21 protein-coding genes are annotated in these 19,707 nt (G+C 69.6%); 12 read left to right on the forward strand and 9 right to left on the reverse strand.

Annotation, left to right across the window (positions count from 1 at the left end):
* Together FNH05_RS11190 and FNH05_RS11195 are read right to left on the reverse strand one after the other, a co-directional pair.
* Positions 1–897 (reverse strand): GNAT family N-acetyltransferase (locus tag FNH05_RS11190; protein ID WP_144587286.1); only part of this gene is annotated, 897 nt, incomplete at its 3' end.
* The gene (locus FNH05_RS11195) at positions 894–1,748 is read right to left on the reverse strand and encodes a class I SAM-dependent methyltransferase (RefSeq protein ID WP_144587287.1); all 855 of its coding nucleotides are present in this window, start codon (positions 1,746–1,748) and stop codon (positions 894–896) included. The genes FNH05_RS11195 and FNH05_RS11190, both read right to left, overlap by 4 nt.
* Before the next feature lie 272 nt (positions 1,749–2,020).
* On the opposite strand from FNH05_RS11195, the gene rpsA reads away from it, so the two are divergent.
* The gene (rpsA, locus tag FNH05_RS11200) at positions 2,021–3,520 is read left to right on the forward strand and encodes a 30S ribosomal protein S1 (protein ID WP_144587288.1); all 1,500 of its coding nucleotides are present in this window, start codon (positions 2,021–2,023) and stop codon (positions 3,518–3,520) included.
* A gap of 94 nt (positions 3,521–3,614) precedes the next feature.
* On the opposite strand, the gene FNH05_RS11205 is transcribed toward rpsA, so the two are convergent.
* Positions 3,615–4,238 carry a TetR/AcrR family transcriptional regulator gene (locus FNH05_RS11205; RefSeq protein WP_144587289.1) on the reverse strand — a complete coding sequence of 208 codons (624 nt, stop codon included), beginning with the start codon at positions 4,236–4,238 and terminating at the stop codon, positions 3,615–3,617.
* Positions 4,239–4,348: 110 nt separating this feature from the next.
* Here FNH05_RS11205 and folP point away from each other — a divergent pair, with 110 nt between their 5' ends.
* Positions 4,349–5,215: a dihydropteroate synthase gene (gene folP / locus FNH05_RS11210; protein WP_144587302.1), complete on the forward strand. Its 867-nt coding sequence runs from the start codon at positions 4,349–4,351 to the stop codon at positions 5,213–5,215.
* A 45-nt stretch (positions 5,216–5,260) separates the two neighbouring features.
* Here the strand turns inward: folP and FNH05_RS11215 are convergent, their stop codons facing one another.
* Complete coding sequence (locus FNH05_RS11215; protein WP_144587290.1) at positions 5,261–5,803, reverse strand: hypothetical protein; 543 nt, start codon at positions 5,801–5,803, stop codon at positions 5,261–5,263.
* Between the two features lie 84 nt (positions 5,804–5,887).
* A complete protein-coding gene (locus FNH05_RS11220) occupies positions 5,888–6,637 on the reverse strand; it encodes an IclR family transcriptional regulator (protein ID WP_186382493.1) in 750 nt (249 codons plus the stop codon).
* Between the two features lie 40 nt (positions 6,638–6,677).
* On the opposite strand from FNH05_RS11220, the gene FNH05_RS11225 reads away from it, so the two are divergent.
* Both FNH05_RS11225 and dmpG read left to right on the forward strand, forming a co-directional pair.
* A complete protein-coding gene (locus FNH05_RS11225; protein ID WP_144587291.1) occupies positions 6,678–7,607 on the forward strand; it encodes an acetaldehyde dehydrogenase (acetylating) in 930 nt (309 codons plus the stop codon).
* Positions 7,604–8,638 (forward strand): 4-hydroxy-2-oxovalerate aldolase, encoded by a 1,035-nt coding sequence (dmpG, locus tag FNH05_RS11230; protein ID WP_144587292.1) that lies wholly within the window; start codon positions 7,604–7,606, stop codon positions 8,636–8,638. The genes FNH05_RS11225 and dmpG overlap by 4 nt, the downstream gene beginning before the upstream one ends.
* On the opposite strand, the gene FNH05_RS11235 is transcribed toward dmpG, so the two are convergent.
* On the reverse strand, positions 8,635–9,237 hold the full coding sequence (locus tag FNH05_RS11235) for a TetR/AcrR family transcriptional regulator (protein ID WP_144587293.1): 603 nt from the start codon (positions 9,235–9,237) through the stop codon (positions 8,635–8,637). The genes dmpG and FNH05_RS11235 overlap by 4 nt on opposite strands.
* Positions 9,238–9,288: 51 nt before the next feature.
* Here FNH05_RS11235 and FNH05_RS11240 point away from each other — a divergent pair, with 51 nt between their 5' ends.
* Genes FNH05_RS11240 through FNH05_RS38810 form a run of 4 tightly spaced genes read left to right on the forward strand, consistent with a single transcriptional unit; the run spans position 9,289 to position 12,041 of the window.
* A complete protein-coding gene (locus FNH05_RS11240) occupies positions 9,289–10,203 on the forward strand; it encodes an oxygenase MpaB family protein (protein ID WP_144587294.1) in 915 nt (304 codons plus the stop codon).
* The gene (locus FNH05_RS11245; protein ID WP_144587295.1) at positions 10,200–11,225 is read left to right on the forward strand and encodes an LLM class F420-dependent oxidoreductase; all 1,026 of its coding nucleotides are present in this window, start codon (positions 10,200–10,202) and stop codon (positions 11,223–11,225) included. Before FNH05_RS11240 ends, FNH05_RS11245 begins: the two co-directional genes overlap by 4 nt.
* Before the next feature lie 52 nt (positions 11,226–11,277).
* Positions 11,278–11,799, forward strand: a complete 522-nt coding sequence (locus FNH05_RS38805; RefSeq protein ID WP_222426578.1) for a class I SAM-dependent methyltransferase — start codon at positions 11,278–11,280, stop codon at positions 11,797–11,799.
* A gap of 2 nt (positions 11,800–11,801) precedes the next feature.
* The gene (locus FNH05_RS38810; protein WP_222426579.1) at positions 11,802–12,041 is read left to right on the forward strand and encodes a hypothetical protein; all 240 of its coding nucleotides are present in this window, start codon (positions 11,802–11,804) and stop codon (positions 12,039–12,041) included.
* An 84-nt stretch (positions 12,042–12,125) separates the two neighbouring features.
* Here the strand turns inward: FNH05_RS38810 and FNH05_RS11255 are convergent, their stop codons facing one another.
* On the reverse strand, positions 12,126–13,310 hold the full coding sequence (locus tag FNH05_RS11255; RefSeq protein ID WP_144587296.1) for an MFS transporter: 1,185 nt from the start codon (positions 13,308–13,310) through the stop codon (positions 12,126–12,128).
* Positions 13,311–13,414: 104 nt separating this feature from the next.
* Here FNH05_RS11255 and FNH05_RS11260 point away from each other — a divergent pair, with 104 nt between their 5' ends.
* The gene (locus FNH05_RS11260) at positions 13,415–13,927 is read left to right on the forward strand and encodes an Lrp/AsnC family transcriptional regulator (RefSeq protein WP_144587297.1); all 513 of its coding nucleotides are present in this window, start codon (positions 13,415–13,417) and stop codon (positions 13,925–13,927) included.
* A gap of 218 nt (positions 13,928–14,145) precedes the next feature.
* Here the strand turns inward: FNH05_RS11260 and FNH05_RS11265 are convergent, their stop codons facing one another.
* A complete protein-coding gene (locus FNH05_RS11265) occupies positions 14,146–14,622 on the reverse strand; it encodes a MarR family winged helix-turn-helix transcriptional regulator (RefSeq protein ID WP_186382494.1) in 477 nt (158 codons plus the stop codon).
* Between the two features lie 76 nt (positions 14,623–14,698).
* Between FNH05_RS11265 and FNH05_RS11270 the strand changes: the two genes are divergently transcribed.
* The gene (locus tag FNH05_RS11270; protein ID WP_144587299.1) at positions 14,699–15,526 is read left to right on the forward strand and encodes an SDR family oxidoreductase; all 828 of its coding nucleotides are present in this window, start codon (positions 14,699–14,701) and stop codon (positions 15,524–15,526) included.
* Positions 15,527–16,260: 734 nt separating this feature from the next.
* On the opposite strand, the gene FNH05_RS37975 is transcribed toward FNH05_RS11270, so the two are convergent.
* Complete coding sequence (locus FNH05_RS37975) at positions 16,261–16,416, reverse strand: hypothetical protein (RefSeq protein ID WP_186382495.1); 156 nt, start codon at positions 16,414–16,416, stop codon at positions 16,261–16,263.
* Positions 16,417–16,779: 363 nt separating this feature from the next.
* Here FNH05_RS37975 and FNH05_RS11280 point away from each other — a divergent pair, with 363 nt between their 5' ends.
* Both FNH05_RS11280 and FNH05_RS11285 read left to right on the forward strand, forming a co-directional pair.
* Positions 16,780–18,825, forward strand: a complete 2,046-nt coding sequence (locus FNH05_RS11280) for a neutral/alkaline ceramidase (protein ID WP_144587300.1) — start codon at positions 16,780–16,782, stop codon at positions 18,823–18,825.
* A 90-nt stretch (positions 18,826–18,915) separates the two neighbouring features.
* A partial coding sequence (locus FNH05_RS11285; protein WP_144587301.1) for an MFS transporter occupies positions 18,916–19,707 on the forward strand: 792 nt, incomplete at its 3' end.

Genomic DNA, 19,707 nt, shown 5'->3' on the forward strand with positions numbered 1-19,707 from the left:
GTACGTCCATAGTGGACGGTAGCCCTGGCGGGGCCAGAACACCGAGGACAGCGGGTTCGTCGGGTTGTAGTAGAGATAGGTCCCGGTCGCGCCCCGCTGGTGGAAGTGGCGGTGCACCGCCGCCATCAGCGCCTGCCCGACGCCGCGCCCGCGGAATTCGGGCCGCGTCGCCACGGTGTTGACATATCCCCAGCGCCCGGGTGGCAGCAGCTCGGCCGCCCACGAACCGGGCGTCGACTCGATCCAGCCGCAGTCGGCGATCGCCACGGCCACGCCATCGCATTCGGCGAGCCAGATCGGCGCGCCCGCGGCGAGGTTCCGCTTGAGCTGCGGCGTGACCAGGCCGCTCGCCCCCGGCCGGGCGCGGTGCGTGACCAGTGCGGTGTAGTCGAAGGTCAGCGCGACCAGCGCCAGCACCTCCTCGAAATCCTCCGGCCCGGCCTGCCGGAGCGTGAGCCCGGACGGCGGCGACGCCGGCGGCGGTGGGGGAGGAGCCTTGCGCAGGGCCAGCACGGAGATCGGGACCATGCCGTGGGCGAGGAAGGCCCGGACGGCGGGCGCGTCCCGGCTGGGCCAGGTGACCGTGCACGCGGAGTCGGCGCCCGGCGACTCCGCGTCCATCCGGTGCCGCCAGGCACGCAGCAGCGCGTCCATGCCCTCGGTGCCGGTCTCACCCGGGAACGGGAAGAGCTGCCACACCCTTTCCGCCGACCACAGCAGGTCGAGCGCGCCGGGGTCGTGGTGGTGGGTCTGCAGAACGGCGGCCACCCGGCCGCTCCGCGCGGTGGCCGCCACCAGGGTCTCCCCCTCCGGCACGCCGGCCGGGGCCGGCAGCACCGGATCCGTCGCGGCGAACCGCGCCTGCTGCGCGGCGAGGAGTCCGGCGGCGATGGTCACCGATCGTCCCGCCGCGTGGAGAAGATCGCCGTGCCGGGGAACAGCTTGCCCCGCAGGGGGCTCCACTGCCCCCAGACGCGGGTGTGCCCCTCGGGCCACTCCGGTTCGACCAGGTCTTCGAGGAGGAAACCGGTCTTCGTCAGCGCCCGGACGTAGTCACCGACGGTGCGGTGGTACTCGACGTAGGTGGCCCGGCCCTCCGCGTCGACCTCCGTGTAGGGCGTGCGGTCGAAGTACGGCTGGGTGGCGGTCAGCCCGTTGGGCCCCGGATCGTCGGGGAAGATCCACCGCATCGGGTGGGTCACCGAGAACACCCAGCGGGCACCCGGCCGCAGCACGCGGTGCAGTTCGTGGAACACGGCCTCGACGGAGGCGACGAACGGGATCGCCCCGAACGCCGAGCAGGCCGCGTCCATGCTTCCGGTCGCCAGGGGCAGTTCTTCGGCCGTCGCCTGCACGAGGGGAACAACGGGCCCGGTGCGGGCGTTGCCCTCTCTCGCATGAGCCAGCATTCCCCAGGAGAGATCCACCGCCACCGGGTGCGCCCCGGAGCGGGCGAGCCAGCGCGAGCAGGCGGCCTGGCCGCAGCCGATCTCCACGACCCGCAGCCCCCGCACGTCGCCCAGCAGGGCGGCGTCGTCTTCTCGCAGGCCTTCGGGGCACCAGACGAAGTCGGCGTCGCCGAGGAACTGCCCGTGGGTGGCCTGGTACTCGTCGGCGTCGGCGTCCCACCAGGCCAGGTTGGCCGCGGTGGCTTCACGCCTGCCCACCGGCCGGTGGGCGATGCCCACCGTGCCCAGTCTGCGCTCTGCGGAGACATGCCGGTCCTGCGATCCGTCCTGCTCGGTCACGGTCGTATTGTTCCGCAGGCCGGTGCCGGGTTTCCGACCGGCGACCCTGATTGTGCCCCCGGGTGGCACGCGCGTACGATATCTCTAGCGCAGTGGGTTTCGCGCTACCTTCAGCTCGGTGGAGTTGCGCCGGGTTCGGGGTCGCGCACTCTTCGGTGGGACGCTCGCGGCCGTTCTTGGGAACGAAAGCTCGGTTCTGCCGTTACCTTCCCGCCACGCGCAACAAACTGCACACCCCCTGAATCCAAGCCGTTACCGGAGCAACCCACCTAATGACCACCGACACCACCACCGTCCCGACGGCCGATGCTCAGGCCCAGCAGGTCGCCATCAACGACATCGGGTCGGAGGAAGACTTCCTCGCCGCGATCGACAAGACGATCAAGTACTTCAACGACGGCGATATCGTTGAGGGCACCATCGTCAAGGTCGACCGCGATGAGGTGCTGCTCGACATCGGGTACAAGACCGAGGGCGTGATCCCCTCGCGTGAACTGTCCATCAAGCACGATGTCGACCCCGGCGAGGTTGTCAGCGTCGGTGACGAGGTCGAGGCCCTGGTCCTCCAGAAGGAGGACAAGGAGGGCCGCCTGATCCTGTCCAAGAAGCGCGCCCAGTACGAGCGCGCCTGGGGCACGATCGAGGAGCTCAAGGAGAAGGACGAGCCGGTCCGCGGCACCGTCATCGAGGTCGTCAAGGGCGGCCTGATCCTGGACATCGGCCTCCGCGGCTTCCTGCCCGCCTCGCTGGTGGAGATGCGCCGCGTGCGCGACCTGCAGCCCTACGTGGGACGCGAGCTCGAGGCCAAGATCATCGAGCTGGACAAGAACCGCAACAACGTGGTGCTGTCCCGCCGTGCCTACCTGGAGCAGACCCAGTCCGAGGTGCGCAGCGAGTTCCTCAACGCGCTCGCCAAGGGGCAGGTCCGCAAGGGCGTCGTCTCCTCCATCGTCAACTTCGGTGCGTTCGTGGACCTCGGCGGTGTCGACGGTCTGGTGCACGTGTCGGAGCTGTCCTGGAAGCACATCGACCACCCGAGCGAGGTCGTCGAGGTCGGCCAGGAGGTCACCGTCGAGGTGCTCGACGTGGACATGGACCGCGAGCGCGTGTCCCTGTCGCTGAAGGCCACCCAGGAAGACCCGTGGCGCCAGTTCGCCCGCACCCACGCGATCGGCCAGATCGTGCCGGGCAAGGTCACCAAGCTCGTTCCCTTCGGCGCGTTCGTCCGCGTCGAGGAGGGCATCGAGGGCCTGGTGCACATCTCCGAGCTGGCCGAGCGCCACGTGGAGATCCCGGAGCAGGTCGTCCAGGTCGGTGGCGAGGTGATGGTCAAGGTCATCGACATCGACCTCGAGCGTCGCCGGATCTCGCTGTCGCTGAAGCAGGCGAACGAAGGTGTCACCCCCGACACCGAGTTCGACCCGACCCAGTACGGCATGGCGGCCGAGTACGACGAGCAGGGCAACTACATCTACCCCGAGGGCTTCGACCCCGACACCCAGGAGTGGCAGGAAGGCTTCGACAAGCAGCGTGAGGAGTGGGAGCGCCAGTACGCCGAGGCGCACGCTCGTTACGAGGCCCACATGCGGCAGGTCGCCAAGGCCGCCGAAGCCGACGCCGCTGCCGCGGCGGACGCCGCGACCGGTGTCGAGGGCGGCGAGCAGAGCAGCTACAGCTCCTCGCAGTCCGACGCGGGCCAGAAGAGCGGTGGCACCCTCGCCAGCGACGAGCAGCTCGCGGCTCTGCGCGAGAAGCTCTCCGGCGGTGCGTGATCCGCTAGCCTGACCGAACGGCCCCTGGTTCCCCGGAACCAGGGGCCGTTTCGCATCCGGCGTGTCCCGCGTTCGGTGCGCGGCAAGGGCTTTCTCAGGCGCGCAGGCCGGCGAGGATCGCGGTGATGCCGTCGCGGAAGATGCGGTCGTAGGAGCCGTCGCCGGGCTGGAGGAACCATCCGGGTGGTGGGGTACGGGCGCGATGGGTCAGCTCGAGGCTGATCAGGCCGTGCATGGTGGTCCACACCAGATAGGCGCCCCGGGCGGCCGTGCCCGGCGGGACCGCCGGGCGGACGCGCCGGGCCAGCAGGTCGTAACTGGCGCACCGTGCCTGGAAGCGCAGATCCTTGTCGGGCTCGTACCCGGGCACCGCGCGTTCGAACATGAACGCGTAGCGGGCGGGGCTTTCCAGCGCGAACGCCCGGTACGCGGCGCCGAAGGCGAGCAGGTCGGCCAGCGGATCGCCGGAGGGCGGGGGGAGCTTCGAGAGCTCGTCCCGCAGCAGCTCGAACGTTCGCTCGAACAAGGCGTCCAGAACGCCGGTCCGGCCGCCGAAACGGGTGTAGACGCCGATCGCCGAACTGCCGGCGGCCTCGGCGAGCCCGCGAACCGTCAGGCCCGCGACGCCCTGTTCAAGCAGGACCGTGAGCGCGGCCTGCAGAAGCCGCTCTCGGCTGTGGAGCTCGGTGGGCCTGATATCGCCGTGCCGGGTGGCCATCCCGCACCCCCTTCGGGTCCTGCAGAAAACTTAGGGCATGAGGCCGCGCCGTGCCGCTCCGCCGCGCCAGGCATGATGGAGGCGTGACGAGGGAGCAGGCGGAAACGAGGGTGGTCGATCTGGAGTTCCGCGGGCGCCGGGTGCTCCGGGACCGGGCGCTGGTGATGGCGATCGTCAACCGCACCCCGGATTCCTTCTACGATCGTGGTGCTTCCTTCGACGACGTCAAGGCGCTGGCCGCGGTGGACCGGGTGGTCGCGGAGGGCGCCGACATCGTCGACGTGGGCGGGGTGAAGGCCGGCCCCGGCAGCGAGGTCACGGTGGCCGAGGAGATCCGCCGCGTGGTGCCGTTCGTGGCCGAGATCCGCCGCCGCCACCCCGGCATCGTGATCAGCGTCGACACCTGGCGGCACGAGGTCGGGCGCCTGGCCTGCGAGGCGGGGGCCGATCTGCTCAACGACACCTGGGCCGGGGCGGATCCGGAACTGGCGGAGGTGGCCGCGGAGTTCGGTGCGGGTTACGTCTGTTCGCACACCGGCGGCGCCGCGCCTCGCACCCGCCCCTTCCGGGTGCGCTATGACGACCTGCTGCCGCAGGTGGTGGAGGAGCTCACCCGCCGCGCCGAGTCCGTGGTGGCGCTGGGCGTGCCGCGGGCCGGGGTGCTGATCGATCCGACGCACGACTTCGGCAAGAACTCCTGGCACAGCCTGGCCCTGCTCCGGCACGTGGATGCGCTCGTGGCCACCGGCTGGCCCGTGCTGATGGCTCTGTCCAATAAGGATTTCATCGGAGAGACCCTCGGGGTCGCGCTGGAGGAGCGGCTCGACGGCACGCTCGCGGCCACCGCGCTCGCCGCCGCCGACGGGGCGAAGGTGTTCCGCGTGCACGAGGTCGAACAGACCCGGCGCGTGCTCGAAATGGTGGCCGCCATCCGCGGGGACCGGCCCCCCGCCCGCGCCGTCCGCGGCCTCGCCTGAACGCCCCGGTACGCAAGCGGCCACGACGGATGCCGTGGCCGGGGGTCAGGACTGGTCGCCGCGGTTGAGTCCATAAAGGACACGCTGCAGGATCTGGGAGTCGGCGTCCATGAGCGGGACCGACGGCTCGTCCACCGGGTAGTCCGGCACGGTGTACTGGAAGTGCACCGGGGGCGGGGCCGGAGTGCGGTTGCGGGCACGCTGCGGCAGGGGGACCGCCGCCGCCGACATGCCGCTCGGCAGGGCCAGTTCCGTCCACATGTTACGGCGCCCGCCCGGCAGTGTGACGGCGTTGATCCGCGCCCCGTCCAGTTCCGGCGGCTCGCCCGGCAGGTCGTCGTCCAGTTCCAGCACCAGTACGTCGCCGTGCAGGCGCAGCCGGACGGTGAGGAACCGGGGCGAACGGTGCGAGGGACCGTTCACCACCGACGCGTCGACCAGGTGGCGCGCGATGCGCGTGGCCTCCCCGATCAGCGGCCGCAGCGACCATTCCGTGAGCGTGAAGCGCACGAACATCTCGGCACAGCTCACGGCACTGGGGAGCGCGACGAGCCGCAGGTCGTCGACCTGGGTGGTCTGGGCGATCACGGGTGGTCCTCCGTTTCACCGGGCGCAGGCCTCAACCGAGTGCCCGTATCTTGCCGATCCTCGCGACCGACGCGTGCACTGGGGTCAGGGGAGTGTGCGGGACAGCGTAAGGGCAGTGGTCCGGACCGCGGGGGCAACCCGCTCCACCCGGACCCGGGTGCTCCACCCGGAGATCGAAATGGCCGCACGGGCGAGACCCGAATTGTCGAGCACCGGGCTCGCGACGCACACGACGCCGGGCCCTGATTCCTCTCGGTCGTAGGCCGTTCCCTCCTCGTACACCTTCGCGAGCTGCCTGCGCAGCAGGCCGGGTGCGGTGAGCGTCCGCGGCCCGATCCGGGGCAGGCCAGCAGAGATTACCGTCTCCACCACGTCCTCGGGAGAGTGCGCCAGGATTGCCTTCCCCACAGCCGTGGCGTGTGCGGGAAAGCGCCCGCCGATGCGGGAGGGCAGGACCGGCGCGTCCGGTCCGCGCGTGATGTCCAGGTAGACCACCTCGGTGCCCTCCAGGATGGCCAGGTGCACGGTGTTGCGGGTGGCCTCGCGCAGATCGGCGAGGTACGGCCTCGCGGCGTCGGCCAGTCCGCGCTGGCCGATGGCGACCTGGCCGACCTCGAACAGTTTCAGTCCGAGCCGGACCGAGCCGTCGCGCCGTTCGAGCAGTCCCTGCCGCACCAGGTGTCCGAGCAGCCGGTGCGCGGAGGATTTGGGCATGCCGGTACGCCGGGCGAGTTCCGAGGTGCCGAGGAAGCCGTCACCGGGACGGAAGGCGGTGAACAGGGCGGTCAGGCGCGCGGCGGTCATCCCGCCGTCGTCCCGCTCAGCGGCACACATGGGTTGAGTGTGCCTCATCCCGGCGAGCACCGTAAGGGGCATGGGAAAAGTCAGTGACAAGGCCGGTAACAAGGCTACCGCCGCGATCGTCGGCCCCGGCAACATCGGCACGGACCTGCTGGCCAAGTTGCGTCGCAGCGAGTTCGTCGACGTGCGGTACATGGTCGGCGTCGATCCCGCCTCCGACGGTCTGGCCCGGGCCGCCGCGCTCGGCCTGGAGACCTCGGCCGAGGGCGTCGACTGGCTGCTGTCCCGTGCGGAGCTGCCCGACCTGGTGTTCGAAGCGACCTCGGCGAAGGCGCACCAGGCCAACGCGCCGCGCTACGCCGAGGCGGGCATCCAGGCGATCGACCTGACCCCGGCGGCGATCGGCCCGTTCACCTGTCCCGTGGTGAACCTGCCCGAGCACCTGGACGCGCCCAACCTCAACATGATCACTTGCGGCGGCCAGGCCACCATCCCGATCGTGCACGCGGTTTCCCGGGTCACGCCGGTGCCCTACGCCGAGATCGTGGCCTCGGTGTCGTCGCGGTCGGCGGGGCCGGGCACGCGGGCCAACATCGACGAGTTCACCGAGACCACCGCGCACGCGATCGAGTCGGTGGGCGGTGCGGCCCGCGGCAAGGCGATCATCATCATCAACCCGGTCGAACCGCCGATGATCATGCGGGACACCGTGTTCTGCGCGATCGATCCCGGCGCGGACCGCGACGCGATCACCGATTCCATCGAGCGCATGGTGGCCGAGGTCCAGCGCTACGTCCCCGGGTACACGCTCAAGGCCGCGCCGCAGTACGACGAGCCGCGGCCCGGCTGGAACGGCCAGGCCCGCGTCGCGGTGTTCCTGGAGGTCGCGGGCAACGGCGACTACCTGCCCGCCTACGCGGGGAATCTCGACATCATGACCGCCGCCGCCGCGCGGGTGGGCGAACTGCTGGCCGAACGAATCGTGAAAAGGGTGAAGGCATGAGCTGGGATGCTGTTGAGCGGGAAGTCCGCATCGTCGACACGAGCCTGCGGGACGGCAGCCACGCGATGGCGCACCAGTTCACCGAGGAGAACGTGCGCGACACGGTGCGGGCGCTGGACGCGGCCGGGGTGTCGCTGATCGAGGTCACCCACGGCGACGGCCTCGGCGGGTCCACCTTCAACTACGGATTCTCCCTTGTGGACGAACGGAAGCTGATCGCGGCCGCGGTGGACGAGGCGAAGCGGGCGAAGATCGCCGTGCTGCTGCTGCCCGGGCTGGGCACGGTCACCGACCTCAGGGCGGCCGCCGACCTCGGCGCGGGCGCGGTGCGCATCGCGACGCACTGCACCGAGGCGGACGTGTCCATCCAGCACTTCAACGCGGCACGCGATCTCGGCCTGGAGACCGTGGGTTTCCTGATGCTGTCGCACATGTCCACCCCGGAGGCGCTGGCCCGGCAGGGCCGGATCATGGTCGACGCCGGCTGCCAGTGCGTGTACATTGTGGACTCCGCGGGCGCGCTGATCCTCGAGGACGCCTCGGAACGGGTGGCCGCGCTGGTCGCCGAGTTCGGCGGCGAAGCCCAGGTCGGCTACCACGGGCACCAGAACCTCAGTTTCGGGGTCGCGAACTCGGTACTGGCCTACCGCGCGGGCGCACGGCAGATCGACGGTTCGCTGGTGGCGCTGGGCGCGGGGGCGGGCAACTCGCCGACCGAGGTGCTGGCGGCGGTGTTCGAGCGGCTGGGCGTGCGGACCGGGGTGGACAAGGACATCCTGATGGACGCCGCGGAGAACGTGGTCAAGCCCTACATCACGCGCCTGCCGGTGATGGACCGTTCGTCGATCGTGCAGGGCTTCGCCGGGGTGTACTCGAGCTTCCTGCTGCACGCCGAACGGGCCGCCGAACGCTATGGCGTGCCCGCCCACGAAATCCTGTACCGCGTGGGCGAGGCCCGGTACGTGGGCGGGCAGGAGGACATGATCATCGACATCGCGCTGCGACTGGCCGCCGAGCGCGAGTCCGCTTAGGACGGCCGGTATCCGGCGCGGGCGAGGAGATGGACACAGTGGCCGGTCAGCTCCTCGCGGCTCACGTTCAGTGTGCCGCCAAGGTAGCCGGTGAACAGGGTGGCCAGCGCGCCGACCAGCCCGGTCGCGGTGAGTTCGCGCTCGGCCGGGCTCATCCGCTCCGGCAGCTGTTCGCGGACCAGCGCGGCGAAGGCGGGCAGCAGGGCCACGCCGCGCGCGGACAGCGCCGGATCGGTGGTCGGGGCGAGCAGCAGTACCCGGCCCTTGCGGGGGTCGTCCACGATCAGCTCGACGAAGGCGCCGACCGCGGCGGCGGCCCGGACGGCCGGGTCGCCGTGCGGGTCGGGGACGGCGTCGACGAGGGCTTGGTGCGCCTCGCCCGCGACCCGCTCGTACACGGCGAGGACGAGCTCTTCCCGGTCGGTGAAGTTCTCGTAGAAGTACCGCTCGGTGAGCTTGGCCTCGCGGCAGACGGCCCGCACGCTGACCGCCGCGCTGCCCCCCGTGCCGAGCAGTTCCAGTGCGGCGGCCAGCAACTGCTCCCGGCGGGCGGCCTTGCGGTCGTTCAGCGTGGTGCCGGCCCAGCTGCGTTTGGTCATGCGTGGTCCCCAATGTTGACTACGGGCGTTGTCAATCGTAGCGTGTGCCTCATGTCACCACAGCCTCTCGGACCCGATTCGCTGACGTGGAAGTACTTCGGCGACTGGCGCACGCTGCTGATGGCGTTGTGGGCCGGATCGATGCAGAACATGCACCCCGAACTCGGGGCAGGCGTGGAGGAGCACTCGCGCTTCTTCGAAGAACGCTGGCAGCGGCTTTTCCGTTCGCTGTACCCGATCGGCGGCGTCGTCTACGACGGGCCGCGGGCGGCCGAAACCGCCCGTATGGTGCGGGGCTACCACGACGGCATCAAGGGCGTGGACAGGCATGGACGGCGCTACCACGCGCTCAACCCCGACACCTACTACTGGGCACACTCGACATTCTTCATGCTCACGTTGCTCACCGCCGACCGGATGTGCGGAGGGCTCACGGAGGAGCAGAAGCGGCAACTGTTCGACGAGCACGTGCAGTGGTACCGGTTGTACGGGATGAGCCTGCGGCCCGTGCCCGGTTCCTGGGAGGAGTTCCAGGAGTACTGGGACCACATGTGCACGAACGTGCTCGAGGACAACAAGGCCACCCGGGACGTGCTCGACCTCCGCGGGCTCGACAGGCCCCCGCTGCTGTCGTGGCTGCCCGGCCCGCTGTGGCGGCCGCTGCGGGTGGTCATCGCCCGCGGTTTCGTGTGGTGGACGGTGGGGCTCTACCCGGAGCCGGTCCGGGAACGGCTCGGCTTCACCTGGTCCGGCCGGAGCGAACGGCTGCACCGCCTGGTGGGACGGCTGTTCCCGTTCGCCTTCGCGCTTCTGCCGCACGATCTCCGCTACCATCCCCGCGCCAGGGCGGGCTGGCGGCGGGCCCGGGGCGAGAACGCCCCGATCGTCGAAACGCCGGCCCGCAACCTGCCCCCGCTCGCGGAGCGGAACAGCCCGACGCACTACTCACCAATGGAGGCGACGTGAAGCTCGGCTACCACCTCGGCTACTGGTCCTCGGGTCCGCCCGCGGACGCGCTGGAGGTCATCCGGACCGCCGAAGAACTCGGGTTCGACTCGGTCTGGACCGCCGAGGGCTACGGCTCGGACGCGCTGACCCCGCTGGCCTGGTGGGGCGCTGCGACGAGCCGGGTCAAGCTGGGCACCAACATCGTCCAGATGTCCGCGCGCACCCCGACCGCGGTCGGCATGACGGCGCAGACGCTGGACCACCTTTCCGGCGGCCGGTTCATCCTCGGGCTGGGCGCCTCCGGGCCCCAGGTCGTCGAGGGCTGGTACGGGCAGCCGTATCCGCGCCCGCTGGCGCGGACCCGCGAGTACATCGACATCGTGCGAAAAGTGGTGGCGCGCAAGGAACCCGTGACCTACGACGGCGACTTCTTCCAGTTGCCGCTGCACGGCGGGACCGGGCTGGGCAAGCCGCTGAAGTCCACTTTGCACCCGCTGCGCGAGGAGATCCCGATCTACCTGGCGGCGGAGGGGCCGAAGAACGTGGCGCTGTCCGCGGAAATCTGCGATGGCTGGCTGCCGCTGTTCTTCTCGCCCAAGAGCGACGGGTTCTACCGTGCGGCGCTGGCCGAGGGCTTCGCCCGTCCCGGTGCCCGGCGCACCCCCGGCGAGTTCGAGGTGGCGGCCTCGGTGCCGGTGATCGTGCACGAGGACGTGGAGGCGGCGGCCGCTCTCATCAAGCCCTCGCTGGCGCTCTACATCGGCGGTATGGGCGCGAAAACGGTGAACTTCCACCACGACGTGTTCGCGCGCATGGGCTACGAGGACGTCGCCGACAAGGTGCAGGACCTTTATCTGGCCGGGCGCAAGGCCGAGGCGACCGCGGCGATCCCGACCAGCCTGGTCGAGGACACCGCGCTGATCGGCCCGCCGGAGAAGATCCGCGACGAACTGGCGCGCTGGGAGGAAACCGTGGTCACCACGCTGCTGCTGCGGGGCGACGCGGCCACCCTGCGGGCGGTCGCCCCGATCCTGTCCTGATCCGGGTTCGCCGGTGCCGTGAGGACCCCCCTCACGGCACCAGGGCCAGGCGGTGCGCGGCGAGTACCACCCTCCGCCGCGCGAGTCCCACGTTCCGGCGTTCGAGTTCGTCTCGATCCTGCAATCCGACCGCAGCGGGGAATACACGGCGCACCTGACAGCCACGGCGTGCTTCCGGCCCGGGCTGCGCCGGTCGATGGGTGCGACCGGGATCTGCTGGGACAACAGCCTGGCGGAATCGTGCTGGTCGACGTTCAAACACGGCCCCAGCGGCTACGACGCCGAACTGCGGCGGCACAACCACATACTGCGTCGGGCCGTTGGCGTCCAGCTCCACCACCACGTCCTCGACATCGGATGCGGGACCGGGGCAGACAACCCGGCCGACCGCGCGCACAGCCCAGGCAGGCTGTGCGAGCGCGCTCGCGAGCTCGCCGCCAACGCACAGGACCATCGCTTTCCGCGGCACCGCTTGGACCTGGCAATCAGCAGGTTCGATATGATGTTCTTCGACGACCCCATGCCGCGTTCGCCAACATCAGGCGAGCGCTGCGCCCAGCCGGACGCTTGGTGACGATGGTCTGGCAACCCTCGCTCGCCGACCCACCGACCGTGAAGCACATCCTGGACGGTGCAAGGTTCGCCGACATCGCCTTCGCCGACGTCCACGAGCCGGTCTACTACGGTCCGGACGTAGCCGCCGCCCTCGACTGGGTCTGCGGCTTCACCTGCACGAGCGAAGTACTGAACTGGCTGGACCCCACCGCCGCGGCTCGCGCGGGGGCGCATGCGGTGCGACGCTCTCCGCGCACCTGAGCGACGACGGTATCTGGTTCAACTGCCGTGCCTGGATCATCACCGCTCGTCGTTACTGAGATCAGAGGGTCTGACATCGCACCGTCATCGCCAGCGGAGCAGGATGATCGCGGGAAGAATCAGGGCGATGCCCGCAACGCCCGCCAGTAAGGGATACCCGCCAAGGGACAGCGTTGCGGTGGCACCCAAGCTGACCGTCGCCGCGGCACCCCAGACGCCGGCGTCAACCGCGCCTTCCACCCGTGCCTGTTCGGCGGGACCGCTGCGGCCCAGTTGTGCGCTGCCACCGACGAAGCACAGGTTCCAGCCGTAGCCCAACAGAAACAGCGCGAGGGCCCACGGCACGGTCGAGTGCGGGGAGACGGTCGCCGCCAGGCCAGCGGAGATCGCCAGCACGAGCAGTCCTCCGAAGAGAACCGGCCGGATGCCGATGCGGTCAAGCAGTCGTCCCGTCAGCGGCGAGAGGGCGAACATGCCGAAGGTGTGCGCGGAAAGCACAGCACCAACGGAGTCCAGGCCCTGTCCGTGCATGTGCATGTCCAGCGGTGCCGCGGTCATCACGGCAACCATGACGACCTGTGCGGTGGCCATCACGGTCAACGCCGATCGTGCAGCGTAGGTGTTCATCAAGTCTCGCAACCGCGCCCGGGGCGGAGTCCGCCTTACAGCACCGGCAGGTGCGCCGGTCACAGCGACGGCGGCGACGCCGCATGCCAACGATGCGAACAAGAACGGTCCGGTGGACGCAATCCAGCCCAGAGAGCTCGCGGCCACGCTGGTGGGCAGCAACAGCAGTGGTCCGCCCACCGCACCGACCGTCCCAGCCCACACCATGATGCTGATTGCGAATCCTCGCCGCTGCGGCGGAAACAGCTCGGCTGCGGCGTAGCGCGACAGTTGCGCCGCTGCGTTGCCGAGGCCGAGCAACAACATTCCCGCGCTCAGCACGGCGATGTTGTCCGCAGCGACCGCGATGACGGCGACCGCGGCTCCGCATGCGGCAGCGGCGTAGCCGAGCAGCAGACCGGCGCGCCGTCCCCGCCGGTTCATCAGTCCGGTGAGCGCCAGCGCGCCGATTCCGGTTCCGGCGATGCCTGCGGTGTTCGGGACACCGCCCCACGCGGTGCCGAGTTGGTCGGCGGCGACGATCGTGGCGAGGGCGCTTGCCGTGCTCATGGCCGCGTTCATCAATGCGGCAGCGGCGAAGAGTGCGATAGAGGCGCGTCGGCGTGCCCGCGCTTCCGCTGGAGGATTCTGCACAGTGGCCATGGATTAACGGTAGAAAGGCCGACGTCCTGGTTGAATGCGCAATGAGTGGCGATCCGGGGTGGGCGCATGTTGTTTGAAACGTGTTTGTGCGTAAGAGTTTCCACATGAACAAACCGCTGGATCAGACCGATTGGCGCATCATCGCCGAGCTGCAGCGCGACGGTCGGCTGTCGTTCAACCAACTCGGGCGCCGGGTGAACCTGTCCTCGCCCGCCGTGGCCGAACGCGTGCGCAGGCTGGAAGAATCCGGCGTGATCGCCGGGTATCAGGCTCGCATCGACGCGCCGCGAGCGGGATTACCGCTGACCGCATTCGTGCAGATGCGCTGCACCCTCGGCCGCTGCCTGCTCAAGACCACGACCGCCGCCGAATTCCCCGAAGTCGTCGAGGTCCACAAACTCAGCGGCAACTGGTGCTCGATGCTCAAGGTGCGGGTGGCGTCGATGCCGCACCTTGAAGGCCTGCTGGAACGTCTCGGGCAGCATGGCGAGATGAACTCGCACGTCGTCCTGTCGACGCAGTATGACGGACGTCCGGTGGAACCTCCGCCCGCCGAGGCCCGTCCGGTCTCCGAACCGGAGGGCTGGAGCAGGCAAGGCACAATTCCACCGGGGTGATCCCGACATAGGAGGCGATCAGCCGCTGCGTGAGCCGCCCGGCCAGCGTGCCGTGCTCGACCACGAAGTTCCGGTACCGCGTGGTGGCGTCGTGAAGAATCGCTCGAATGCTACCGGCCATCGTGATGGCGGCTGCTCGGGTCTCCGGCTTGTTCCCGGCGAGGAGTGCTGCCATGTCTCTTCTTCGGCCGGGCCGACAGTCATTCGGTGTGCCGGAATCAGCCTGGCGCTTCGGCGGCCAGGGTGCGGGTCCGGCGCCGCCGGACGGTCTCGGACATGCGGGTGCCGTCCAAGCATGCTTCCAGCAGCGCGAAGGTGGGGGATAGGTCCCGGCCGCCCAGTTGATCACGCACCCAGGCACGGAAGGGCTCCTTGGCCTTCGCGGCGGCGACGGCGAGTTCGCGGCCGCGTGGAGTGCAGTAAATCTCGATCCGGCGGCGATCGCCCTCGGCGGACTCGCGCCGCAGAAGGCCCGTGGTGACCAGCCTGTCGACCAGGCGACTGGGGTGGCCGCCTTCGGCGATCAGCAGGGTGCCCAGTTCGCCGAGAGACAGCGGACCGTACCGGTCGACCAGTTGGAGGGCCTCCGCCTGGCCAGTGGTGATCCCCAGTGGCCGGAGCAGGTCGTTGATCTGGCGATCTGTCTCGCGGGCCAGGGCCTTGAGCAGCAGGCCGAACTCCTCGATGGTGTCCACGTGGCCGATGATACATGCCGTGTGGATATATGCTGTGTGTTATGTTCGCACTGCACACGATTGAAATGAGGTAGTCATGTCAGATTCCACCCGCACTGTCGTCGTCACCGGAGCGAACAGCCGGACCGGGCGAGACGTGCTTGGCCTTCTCGCGCGACGGGACATCCGCGTCGTCGCGCTCGTCCGGACGCCGGAAGAACTGCCGGCCGACGAGGTCGTCGCCGATTGGACGCGGTCCTCGCGCGCCTTGGAAGTGCTCGGAGAGGCTTCGGCCGTCGTCCACCTCGTGGGTGTGTTCGCGGCTCCTGGCTGGGCCGCCTACGAAGCGGGCAACGTGGCCACCACCCGCCGAGTCGTCGAGGCGATGAATCCGGCCGCGCGGCTCATCTACCTGTCATACCTCGGCGCGAACCCGGCGGACGACAACTGGTACTGCAAATCGAAAGGCCTCGCGGAGCAACTGATCTCCACCGTCGCCGACAATGTGATCTTCCGCATCGACGCCATCGCGGGCGGAAGCGAGGCACCCCGCCCGTTCGAACTGATGTTCCGGCAGACCGAACCAGACGCCCCGGTCCGGGTCTTCGGCGACGGGACGCGGCGGTTCCGCCCGGTCCACGCCACGGACGTCGCGGAGGCGATCACCCACGCCGTCCATGGCGTCGGTCCCGCCGGTACCTATGACCTCGTGGGTCCCACCGAGTTCACCAACACCGGCATGATCGAGCTCGTCAACGGCCGCGCCGTGCCGTTCGAGCAGGTTCCCGTCACGGCTGTTTCCGGCCCGCACGCGCAGGTCGCCGAGCTGCTTTCAGACCAGGTGTCACCGTCCAGTCCGGACACGGTCGCGCGGGCCTTCCGGCTGACCCTCACCCGGCCCGAGGCAACCTGGCCGACCGCGTGACCGACGTCTCGTGTCAGGAACCGAAGCCGACAACACTCATCCCGACAAACGACTTGCCAAATGAACTGAGGGCAGAATCCATCCGTAGTGTGCCTGCGGGCTGCGCACCAGTAGCCGGTCGTTCGTCCCGGCGAGCGTGATCACGGCGGCCGTGCGGACCGGGATACCGAGTCGGATCGTGCTCATCCGAGGTCAACCTCGGTTACGGTCGCGCCCTCCTGGCGATAACCGAGCCGGGCCATGCCGGTCCGCGCGTCGGCTTCGGCGGCGTCCAGGTGCCTGCACCGTGCTCCCACGGCCCGTGCCGGCCTCGCTGCTTCGGTAGCTCGCCGGCCGCGTCCTCTGCGTCGCCGGTGTCCCCGGCTTCGGTGTCCTTCGCCCAGACCTCGGCCGGAGCTACGGCGAAGCCTCAGCCGGCCGTAGAAGGGTCGAAGGTCTCGGCCTGCACCGCTGCGACCCAGTAGCGGGTCGAGAGGACGGGGTCGCCGCGGCGGGCGAGGTTCGCAGCAAGGTCGAGCATCGGGACGGTGTCGGTGAACTGGCGGTCGTAGACAGCGACGAATGCGTGGCGGGTCAGCGCGCAGGCCCAGAGATCGAACGCCCCTGCTTCCTTTCCAGCGGACGCCGCGAGGTGTAGCAGTGGGCTGCGTCGGTGTACGGGCTGGGCGCACGTCGGTGCGAATGGTGCCCTCGTAGCGCTGCTTGGTCGTCGTGTCGACGTCGAGCAGTTCCAGCTAGCGGTCCATGAGTTGGTTCACGGTCGCGCTGGTTCGCGGGTTGCGCCGTTCGTTGACCTCGTGGACGAAGCGGGCGAGGACCTTCTCCGCCTCGTCCTCGGCCTTCGGGCCGGGTGGGATCGTCTCGCGGAGGTAGTGCCGACGGCTGCTCAAAGGGTCTACACCGGCATAGGGCTCGACCCGAAGTGTCCCGCTCAGAAGTTGCTCGATCTGGTCTCGCTGGCGCCGTCCCCAGCGCTTGTCATGGTGCGAGTTCGCTCCAGACTCGCACCACGCGAGGCGAGTCTGATCAGTCCAAACCGCCTCTGACCTGCGTGCCTCCGGCAGGATTCGAACCTGCGACACCCGCTTTAGGAGGGCGTCGCTCGGTGTGGATCGCGTCAACCGCTTGTCAGCGTGGCGTGAAGGAGTCCCCCACGGCCCCACGTGGGCCCTTCACGGTTCGCGACTTTTGCCGTACTCTCCGGCACGGAACGTGAACGTGTTTCATGTCCAGTGCTCCAAGGAGGTAGTACGGTGACGGTGAGCCGGCGGAGAATGCTGGCGGGCGCGGCGATCGCCCCGCTGGCCATGGGCGTGTTCGGCGGCGGTGCGCAGGCCGTCGCCGGCAGTGTGGCAAGCGATACCCCGCAGGGGGACCGGTACCTCGTCGGGGCCGGTGTCTCGGACGTGACCGGGCCCGCCGCGGAATGCGGCATGATGGGGTACTCGATGCCGCAGCAGCAGACCGCGGGCATCCACCAGCGCACCCGCGCCCGCGCCTATATCGTGGCCGACGCCTCCGGCCGTCGTGTCTGCTACGTCAACGCCGACGTCGGCGCGCTGTTCCAGTCCGTGCACCAGGGCGTGATCGCCCGGCTCCAAGCCCGCTACGGCGGGCTGTACACCGAGCAGAACACCCTCCTCAACGCCACCCACACGCACGCGGGCTGCGGCGGCTCCTCCTGGTACGCCGCCTACAACCTGTCCATCCTCGGCTTCCAGCAGCAGACCTACGACGCCCAGGTGGACGGCATCGTCGAGGCGATCGGGCGCGCGCACGACAACCTCGCCCCCGGCCGGATCACCCTGGGCCGCACCGAACTGACCGACGCCAGCGTGAACCGGTCGCGAGTGGCGTTCGAGCTGAACCCGCAGGCGGACAAGGACCACTTCCCGCTGTCCATCGACCCCGCGGTCACCGTCCTGCGCTTCTCGCAGGGCGGCAGGGACATCGGGGCGATCGCCTGGTTCGCCACCCACGGCACGTCCATGACCAACGCCAACAAACTGATCAGCGGCGACAACAAGGGGTACGCGGCCTACGCGTGGGAGCACGACAACGCCGGGGTGCGCTATCTCGACGGCACTCCCGGGTTCGTGGCCTGCTTCCCGCAGACCAACTCCGGCGACATGTCCCCGAACCTCAACCTCAAGCCCGGCTCCGGACCGACCGAGGACGAGTTCGAAAACACCCGGATCATCGGCGAGCGCCAGTTCCTCGCCGCCAAGCGCGCCTACGACGCGGCGGACGAAACGATCGGCGGCCCGCTGGACTACCGCCTGCACTATGTCGACATGTCGAAGGTGACCGTGGACGGCCGGTACACCCCCGACGGGCAGCAGCACACCACGGCGAGCGCCGCCATCGGCGTGTCCATGCTCGCGGGCAGCACCGAGGACGGGCCCGGCCTGCCCCTGCCGGAGGGCGTGAGCAACCCGTTCATCGACGCGCTCGGCGGAGTCGACTCACCGGTCGGGAAGGAACTGGCCGACGCGCAGGCGCCCAAGGTGATCGCGGTGCCGTTCGGGCAGATGAAGCCCTATCCGTGGGCGCCGGAGGTGCTGCCGCTGCAGATCATCCGGCTCGGGCAGCTCTACCTCGTGGGCGGGCCCGCGGAGTACACCATCGTCGCGGGACTGCGGATCCGCCGCACGGTGGCCGCCGAACTCGGCGTTCCACTGGAGAACGTGATCATGCAGGGGTATGCGAACGCTTACAGCCAGTACGTGACCACGCCGGAGGAGTACGACTCGCAGCAGTACGAGGGCGCGTCCACTCTCTTCGGCCGCTACACGCTGCCCGCCTACCAGCAGGAGTTCGCCGGCCTCGCCGCGGCGATGCGGACCGGGGCCGGCGTCGGCCACGGCCCCGTGCCGCGCGATCTTTCCCAGGACCAGCTCAACTTCCAGCCCGGCGTGGTGATGGACAGCGCGCCGCTGCTGAAGAAGTTCGGCGACGTGCTCACCGAAGCCAAGGCGAGCTACCAGCGCGGGGAGCAGGTGCTCGTCGAGTTCGTCACGGGGCACCCGAAGAACGACCTGCACCGCAACGGAACCTTCCTGGAGATCCAGCGGCTGGTGGACGGGACGTGGGTGCGCCACGCCGACGACGGCGACTGGGACACGAGGTTCCACTGGACCCGGACGGTGCTCGCCGAGTCGAAGGCGACCGTCACCTGGGACATCCCGCCCGCCACTCCGGTCGGGAAGTACCGGGTGGTCCACCACGGTGACTGGAAGAGCCTGGCGGGCACGATCACCCCGTTCACCGGTACTTCACGGGCGTTCGTGGTCTCCTGACCGGCGTTCGGTGGCCCCGGTCACGTCCGTGCCGGACGGCGGTGTCACGATTCCCCCGGCCATCGCGGGTGCACGACCACGAGGAGGATCATGGCCGCCCTGTCGGCTTCGACGAGATTCGGTTACTCCCTCGGGTCCTTCGCCACCGGTTCCTTCGGTACGGTGCCCGGCCTGCTGCTGCTGCCCTACCTGACCGACACCATGGCGGTGCCCGGCGCGGTGGCCGGGCTCATCGTGCTGGTGCCCAAGGCGTGGGACGTGGTGTTCAATCCGTTCGCGGGGCGCCTGTCCGACGCGAGCCTGGCCCGGCGCGGCAGCCGCCGCCGCTTCCTGCTGGTCGGCGGGATCGGGGTGGCGGTGCTGTTCGCGGCGGTGTTCGCGCATCCCGGATTCGGCAGCACGGCCGCGGACGCGAGCTACGTGGTGCTGGCGTTCCTGTTGTGCGCCACCGCTTTCGGCATCTTCCAGGTGCCCTACAACGCACTGCCCGCGGAGATCACCGACAACTACCACGAGCGCACGAAGCTGACGAGCTGGCGGATCGGGATCCTGGCGGTGGCGATCCTGATCGCGGGCGGGGGAGCCCCGAAGATCACCAGTGCCATCGGCGGGGTGACCGGGTACCGCGTGATGGGCGTGGTGATCGGCCTGGTGATCCTCTGCGGCACCTTCGGCGTCTACCTCGGCACGCGGGGCGCCCCGGTGGGTTCCCTGCGGCCCAACACCGCCGGCTGGCGGGATCTGCTGGCCACCATGAAGCAGTGGCGCTCCTTCCGCTGGCTGCTGGGTGTCTACTTCGTGCAGTCGCTCGGGCTGGGCACGCTGCTGGCCGGGGTGAACTACGCGGCCCGGTACGTGTTCGGCGACGCGGACCTGCAGACC

The organism is Amycolatopsis rhizosphaerae, from assembly GCF_007713715.1.
In the GTDB taxonomy this organism is placed as follows: domain Bacteria; phylum Actinomycetota; class Actinomycetes; order Mycobacteriales; family Pseudonocardiaceae; genus Amycolatopsis_E; species Amycolatopsis_E rhizosphaerae.

Coding starts and splice junctions, on each gene's coding strand:
- FNH05_RS11225 (WP_144587291.1), top strand. CDS start 6,678: ATGGGAAAAGTCAGTGACAAGGCCGGTAACAAGGCTACCGCCGCGATC.
- FNH05_RS11220 (WP_186382493.1), bottom strand. CDS start 6,637: ATGTGTGCCGCTGAGCGGGACGACGGCGGGATGACCGCCGCGCGCCTG.
- rpsA (WP_144587288.1), top strand. CDS start 2,021: ATGACCACCGACACCACCACCGTCCCGACGGCCGATGCTCAGGCCCAG.
- FNH05_RS38810 (WP_222426579.1), top strand. CDS start 11,802: ATGGTCTGGCAACCCTCGCTCGCCGACCCACCGACCGTGAAGCACATC.
- FNH05_RS11240 (WP_144587294.1), top strand. CDS start 9,289: ATGTCACCACAGCCTCTCGGACCCGATTCGCTGACGTGGAAGTACTTC.
- FNH05_RS11260 (WP_144587297.1), top strand. CDS start 13,415: ATGAACAAACCGCTGGATCAGACCGATTGGCGCATCATCGCCGAGCTG.
- dmpG (WP_144587292.1), top strand. CDS start 7,604: ATGAGCTGGGATGCTGTTGAGCGGGAAGTCCGCATCGTCGACACGAGC.
- FNH05_RS11205 (WP_144587289.1), bottom strand. CDS start 4,238: ATGGCCACCCGGCACGGCGATATCAGGCCCACCGAGCTCCACAGCCGA.
- FNH05_RS11255 (WP_144587296.1), bottom strand. CDS start 13,310: ATGGCCACTGTGCAGAATCCTCCAGCGGAAGCGCGGGCACGCCGACGC.
- FNH05_RS11235 (WP_144587293.1), bottom strand. CDS start 9,237: ATGACCAAACGCAGCTGGGCCGGCACCACGCTGAACGACCGCAAGGCC.
- FNH05_RS11270 (WP_144587299.1), top strand. CDS start 14,699: ATGTCAGATTCCACCCGCACTGTCGTCGTCACCGGAGCGAACAGCCGG.